General features: G+C 64.4%; 6 protein-coding genes. 2 read left to right on the forward strand and 4 right to left on the reverse strand.

Going from position 1 to position 6,151, the window contains the following annotated elements:
* Positions 1 to 13 precede the first annotated feature (13 nt).
* The gene (locus tag RIN56_18115) at positions 14 to 1,072 is read left to right on the forward strand and encodes a hypothetical protein (GenBank protein ID MDR7868712.1); all 1,059 of its coding nucleotides are present in this window, start codon (positions 14 to 16) and stop codon (positions 1,070 to 1,072) included.
* A 133-nt stretch (positions 1,073 to 1,205) separates the two neighbouring features.
* Here the strand turns inward: RIN56_18115 and RIN56_18120 are convergent, their stop codons facing one another.
* The 3 genes from RIN56_18120 to RIN56_18130 form a co-directional block, all read right to left on the reverse strand.
* Positions 1,206 to 2,168: an acyl-CoA dehydratase activase gene (locus tag RIN56_18120; protein MDR7868713.1), complete on the reverse strand. Its 963-nt coding sequence runs from the start codon at positions 2,166 to 2,168 to the stop codon at positions 1,206 to 1,208.
* Between the two features lie 130 nt (positions 2,169 to 2,298).
* Positions 2,299 to 2,763, reverse strand: a complete 465-nt coding sequence (locus RIN56_18125) for a universal stress protein (GenBank protein MDR7868714.1) — start codon at positions 2,761 to 2,763, stop codon at positions 2,299 to 2,301.
* A gap of 96 nt (positions 2,764 to 2,859) precedes the next feature.
* Positions 2,860 to 5,574 carry a cation-translocating P-type ATPase gene (locus RIN56_18130; GenBank protein MDR7868715.1) on the reverse strand — a complete coding sequence of 905 codons (2,715 nt, stop codon included), beginning with the start codon at positions 5,572 to 5,574 and terminating at the stop codon, positions 2,860 to 2,862.
* Positions 5,575 to 5,714: 140 nt separating this feature from the next.
* Between RIN56_18130 and RIN56_18135 the strand changes: the two genes are divergently transcribed.
* The gene (locus tag RIN56_18135; GenBank protein ID MDR7868716.1) at positions 5,715 to 5,858 is read left to right on the forward strand and encodes a hypothetical protein; all 144 of its coding nucleotides are present in this window, start codon (positions 5,715 to 5,717) and stop codon (positions 5,856 to 5,858) included.
* Between the two features lie 62 nt (positions 5,859 to 5,920).
* Here RIN56_18135 and RIN56_18140 read toward each other — a convergent pair.
* Positions 5,921 to 6,151 (reverse strand): CoA transferase (locus tag RIN56_18140; GenBank protein MDR7868717.1); only part of this gene is annotated, 231 nt, incomplete at its 5' end.

Raw genomic sequence — 6,151 nt, forward strand, 5'->3', positions numbered from 1 at the left:
CACTTATCCGCATATGGGCAATATGAGCGCGCCTGTCCGCCATATGCTGGAAAGCCTGGCGGTCGAGGTGGCGGAGGCGCCGCCGATCAGCAGGCGGACGGTGGAGCTGGGCACGCTCCATTCCCCGGAGGGCGTGTGCCTGCCTTACAAGCTGAATATGGGCAACTTTCTCGAGGGGCTGGAGCGCGGCGCGGATACGATCGTGACGATGTGCGGGGCCGGCAAGTGCCGGTTCGGTTTTTACGGCGCGGTGCAGCAGACCGCGCTGGCCAAAGGCCGCGAGGTCGCGTTCTGTTCGCTCGATACCGAGCGCCTGCTGCCGGATATGTACCGTTTCCTCCGCCGCGCGGCCCCGGCGGCCGGCCGTCTGGCGGTGGCCGGGAGCATCGCCCTGGCGGTGAAGAAGCTGCGGGCCCTCGACGCCTTGAATGACGCCAAAAATTATTTCGGTCCCCGCGCCGACGCCCCGCAGCGGATTATCGATCTCTGCGAGTACGGCGCGGGTGAGATCGCCCTCGCCGACAGCTTCGCCGAGGTTAACTACAGCCGCGACCTGATCGCCGGCGTGATGGGCTCGTACTGCCGCGCGGACGCGCCCCAGCCGCCAAGGGTGGCGCTGGTGGGCGAGTTCTACGTGCTGCTGGAGCCGTACGCCAACCACTGGATAGAAAACGCCCTGATCCGCCAGGGCGTGGAGGTAAAGAAGTTCGTGCGGGCCGGCGGCTGGGCGTACGCGAAGACGCTGCTGCAGACGTTCGGCCTGTTCAACGAGGAGCGCGAGTACCTTGAGCAGGCCAGGCCGTATTTCAGCCACCATGTGGGCGGCGACGGCCTGAAGTCGGTGGGTACGTCGCTATGGAGCGCCCGGCAGGGCTACGACGGCATTATCCACGCTTTCCCGTTCGGCTGCATGCCGGAGATCGTCGCCCAGTACGCGCTGAAGAATATCGTCGCCGATTACGGCTTGCCGCTCCTGACGCTGAGCATCGACGAGCATGCCAGCGATGTGGGGATAGCGACCCGGCTGGAGGCGTTTGTGGACTGCATTAAGCGGAAGAAAAACGTTACCTAAAGGAGGAAGCCGTCTAGAAGGCTCCAGATGCAAGGCGCACCGGAAGAGCGCGCCGCGACGCGTACTCGGATGTACGCTAGCAAGCGCTCTGAGGAGCAACGCCGCAGATGGACCTTATAGACGGCTTCTATTGTTATTGGCACTTACCTACGCTGTTTGTCCATTTTCCGCAACGGTCGCCCCATCTTGCAATAACATTTTCTTCGAGTTTGATTTCCACTACTTCGCAGATGTTGGGGCAGCCGTCGCATTCGAAGCCGGCGGTGCGGAAGCGGTAGTCGACGAGGTCGAAGCCGCGGAAAGCTGTGGGGCCGCCGCCGACTTGCTCGCGGGCGAGCAGCGCGGCGCCTACGGCTCCCATGACGCCGTAGTGGGCGGGGACGACGACCGGGCGGCCGAGCGTTTCCTCGAAGGCCCGGCGCATGCCGGCGTTGGCGGCTACGCCGCCCTGGAAGACGACCGGGCTGTCGATGGGCTTGCCTTTGCCGACGTTGTTGAGGTAGTTGCGGACGAGGGCCTGGCAGAGGCCGCTTAAGATGTCGGCGATCTGGTGGCCGGTCTGCTGCTTGTGGATCATGTCGGATTCGGCGAAGACAGCGCAGCGCCCCGCGACCCTGACAGGCGAGGCGCCTTCGAGGGCGCGGCGGCCGAAGTCTTCGATGGGTATGCCGAGCCTGGCTGCCTGCTGGTCGAGGAAGGAGCCGGTGCCGGCGGCGCAGACGGTGTTCATGGCGAAGTCGGTGACGACGCCGTCCCTGATGATGATGATTTTCGAGTCCTGGCCGCCGATTTCGAGGACGGTTCTGACGTCGGGGACGATGTGCATGGCGGCGACGGCGTGGGCGGTGATTTCGTTTTTGACGCTGTCGGCGCCGAGGACTACGCCGGCAAGGTGGCGGCCGCTGCCGGTGGCGCCCACGCCGACCACGGCGAGATCGGGGTATCGTTCCCGCGCCTGCCGGAGAGCCTGCTGGATAGCCGCTATCGGCCGCCCCTGGGTGCGCAGGTAGACGGTGTCGAGGACGGCGCCCGCCTTGTCCACCACGGCGATATTGGTGCTGACCGAGCCGACGTCGACGCCTAGATATACGGCCAAGCCTCTTCCCTCCCCTGTTTTTCGCATCACACCTCGTTATTTTCCCCTATTTCGTCGCAAGGTATTCGCCAAGCAAAAAAAGAGTGCCTTACGGCACTCTTAAAGATACGATTACATCACCAGGTCAAAATTAGGGTAATTCGGGGACGTTGTTTTCGGGCTCCCTGTAAGGCACGACCATGACCGGGCACGACGCTTCCTGCAGGACGCCGTAGCTGGTCGAGCCGAGGAAGAAGCCGGCGACGACTTTGAGGCCGCGCGAGCCCATGACGATCATGCGGACGCCTTCACCGTGGCGCGCTTCCTGAAGGATGACGTCTTTGGGATTGCCGGCCCGCATGCGGATTTCGAAAGGCGCGCCGCTATTTTTGAGGATTTCGAGCGCGGGGGCTACCGCCTCGTGGCAAAGCTGCTCGCGATATTCCTCAACATCTTTGGGGCTGAAGAAGATTTTGGTGTGGACGGTTTCGAAGGTGGGCTGGGCGTTAAGCAGGACGATTCTCTCTCCGAGGGCCTTGGCGAGGGCGATGGCTTCTTTCAGGGCGTCGGCGGCGTTTATCGACCCGTCGAAGGGCACCAGGATGTCTTTTTTCACGGTTATTCCTCCTATCGTCACCATATGGTGTTTATTTCCCCGGCGGCGGCGGCTTTTCCTGTCGCGGGGCTGCTTTTCTTCAGCAATGCGATGCTGTCAGTTGACGCGCCCGCCGGGGGCGAACAGTTTTTTGCCCGCTTCGCCGGCGAGGAGGGGCAGCACGGCGAAGACGGCGATGATCGGCCATTCGCCCGCGCCGGGCGGGACGGTCCTGAGCAGGCCGCCAAGCGGGCTGTAGAGCGATAGCAACAGCAGCGCGAACGAGAGGGCGATGCCGGCGTTCATGTATTTGTTGCTGAAGACACCGATGGCGAGCAGCGAGTGGCGCTCCGACCGGGTGGAGAGGGAACGCAGCAGTTCGCTGAGGATGAGGGTGGCGAACGCTACGGTGCGGGCGGTATCGAGTCCGAGGCCCGCGCTGAGGGCGTATTGGAAGGCGCCCAGGACGGCGACGGTCATGACAGTGCTCTGGAGGGCGATCATGAGCCGCATGCCGCGGTTGATGATCGATTCGCGCGGGTCGCGGGGGCGGACTTTCATGATGTCGGGCTCTTTTTTCTCCATGCCGAGGGCGAACGCGGGGAAGGCGTCGGTGACAAGGTTGAGCCACAGCAGGTGGATGGGCAGCATAGGGATGGGCCAGCCGAGGAGGATGGCGAAGAAGATTATCATGATTTCGGCCAGGTTGCAGGAGAGGAGGAAGAAGACGCATTTTCTGATGTTGGCGAAGATGACGCGGCCTTCTTCGACGGCGGCGACGATGCTGGCAAAGTTGTCGTCGGTGAGGACCATGTCGGCTGCTCCCTTGGTGACGTCGGTGCCGGTGATGCCCATGGCGACGCCGATGTCGGCCCGCTTGAGGGCCGGGGCGTCGTTGACGCCGTCCCCGGTCATGGCGGCGATTTCGCCGTTGGCCCTGAGGGCGTCGACGATGGCGACTTTGTTGGCGGGGGAGACGCGGGCGAAGACGCTGACGGTTTTTACGGCCTGGCGGAGGTCTTGTTCGCTGAGGGCGTCGAGCTGGCTGCCGGCGAGTACGCGGCCGCCGGCGTCGACGATGCCGAGCTCGCGGGCGACGGCGAGGGCGGTGGCGGGGTTGTCGCCGGTGATCATTATCGGCCGGATGCCGGCGCCTTTGCAGATGCCGACGGCTTCGCGGGCTTCGGGGCGGGGCGGGTCGATCATGCCGAGGAGGCCGACGAAGGTGAGGTCGCGCTCGATGGCGCCGGCGGCGATTTCGGCCGGCATGGCTGCGAAGGTGCGGTAGCCTACGGCGAGGACTCTGAGCGCCTGGGCCGCCATTTCGCCGGTGGCGGCGGTGAGGGCGGCGGCATCGGCGGCGGTCAGCTCGCGCTCCACGCCGTTTTCGAGGATGCGCCCGGCCTTGGTGAGCAGGATGTCGGGCGCGCCTTTGACAAAAGCGATTACTCTCCCGCTGTCGGCGTGGAATGTGGTCATGAGTTTGCGTTCGGAGTCGAAGGGTATTTCCGCGAGGCGCGGGTGAGCGGCGCCGATGTCTTCCCTGTCGAAGCCGCCTTTGGCGGCGGCGACGACGAGCGCCCCCTCGGTGGGGTCGCCGACGATGGCGAAGGCGCCGTCTTCCTGGCGGCGGAGGCGGGCGTCGCTCGCAAGGAGGCCGCCTTTGAGGAGCAGGGCGAGGTCGGCGTCGTCGCGGGGGGCGACCGGCCGCTCGCTGAGGAGGAAGGACCCTTCGGGGTCGTAGCCCGCCCCGCTGACGGCGAGCAGCCGACCGGCGGTGTAGGTGCGGGTGACGGTCATCTGGTTCTGGGTGAGGGTGCCGGTTTTGTCTGAGCAGATGACGGTGGTGCTGCCGAGGGTCTCGACGGCGTGCAGTTTGCGGACGAGGGCGTTCCTTTTGACCATGCGCTGCATGCCGAGGGCGAGGACGACGGTGACGATGGCCGGCAATCCTTCGGGGATGGCCGCGACGGCGAGGCTGACGGCGGTCATGAGGAGGAGGCGGATTTCGTCGAAGGCGAGTACGCCGTCGCGGGAGCCGTGGTAGAGGCCGAGGGCGAAGATGACGACGCAGACCGCGAGACAGATGCCGCCGAGGATGCGGCCGAACTTTGCGAGGTTTTTCTGCAGGGGGGTCTGTTCCTCCTGGTAGTCTTCGAGGAGGCGGGCAATTGTGCCGATTTCGGTGTCCATGCCGGTGGCGGCGACGATGCCGCGGCCGCGCCCGTAGGTGACGACGGTGCTCATGTAGGCCATGTTGCGCCGCTCGGCGAGCACGGCTTCGGCAGGCAGGGCGGCGTCGGTCTTGTCGACAGGCACCGATTCGCCGGTGAGCGAGGCTTCGTCTATTTTGAGGTTGACCGCTTCGGCGAGCCTGAGGTCGGCGGGTACGAAGTCGCCGGCTTCGAGGAGGACGATGTCGCCGGGAACGAGCCGCCGGGAGGGGATGGTGACGACAGCGCCGTCCCTGAGGACCTTGGAGGTGGGCGCGGCCATTTTCTGCAGGGCGTCGAGGGCTTGTTCGGCTTTGCTCTCCTGGACGATGCTGAGGATGGCGTTGAGGATGACGATAGCGAGGATGACGCCGGCGTCGGCGATTTCGCCGATGACGAACGAGAAGAGGCTGGCGGCTAGGAGGATGAGGATCAGGAAGTCCTTGAACTGGCCGACGATTTTCTGGAGCAGCGTGTCCCGCGGACGCTCCTGGAGCTGGTTGGGGCCGTGCTTTTCGTGGCGCGACGCGGCTTCCCCGGAGTCGAGGCCGCGCCGGAGGTCGGCGCCGAGGCCGGTGGCTGTGGCGGTTATTTCTGCGCGGTACCAATCACGGTCCATGGGTTTCCTCCTGCCGTGTACAAGCCTGTTTCGGGAGGCTTATTATTGATTTTCGCGGCCCTGACGGGCAATACCTCCTGTATATAAAGGCCGGCGGCCTATGCATAATAGGGTTGTAAGCCGGATAAGGAGGGACAACGATGCTGCGGTTTTTGCTCGGCGTCGCCGTAGGGGTGACGATTGCGACGGTGGCCGGCCACGTTTACCGGGAAAGGGAGAAACAACATCTTGTCGATGAGATCGCCAAGCTGCACGCGGATAACCAGGACGATAACGGCCGTTGAAGGTTTCCGGCAAAACTTTAGGGAGCAGGCTTTTTGCCTGCTCCCTTTGCTGTTGGTGGGGTTTATAGTACCTTGCGCGTGCGGAGGCCTTCGATGTCTTCGGGTTTGAGCCCGAGGAGCTCCTGGAGGATTTCCGCCGTGTGCTGGCCGAGCATGGGGGCGGGGGTATCGACGCTGCCGGGGGTGGCCGACATTTTAATGGGCACGCCGGCCATTTTGACCGGCCCGGCGACAGGGTGGTCTGTTTCGACGATCATTTCGCGGAAGATGATCTGCGGGTCGGCGACGACTTT

It is taken from the genome of Sporomusaceae bacterium (assembly GCA_031460455.1).
Classification (GTDB): domain Bacteria; phylum Bacillota; class Negativicutes; order Sporomusales; family UBA7701; genus Anaeroselena.

Excerpts from the sequence above, each read along its gene's own strand:
- RIN56_18115 (MDR7868712.1), top strand. The coding sequence starts at position 14 with ATGGGCAATATGAGCGCGCCTGTCCGCCATATGCTGGAAAGCCTGGCG.
- RIN56_18130 (MDR7868715.1), bottom strand. The coding sequence starts at position 5,574 with ATGGACCGTGATTGGTACCGCGCAGAAATAACCGCCACAGCCACCGGC.
- RIN56_18135 (MDR7868716.1), top strand. The coding sequence starts at position 5,715 with ATGCTGCGGTTTTTGCTCGGCGTCGCCGTAGGGGTGACGATTGCGACG.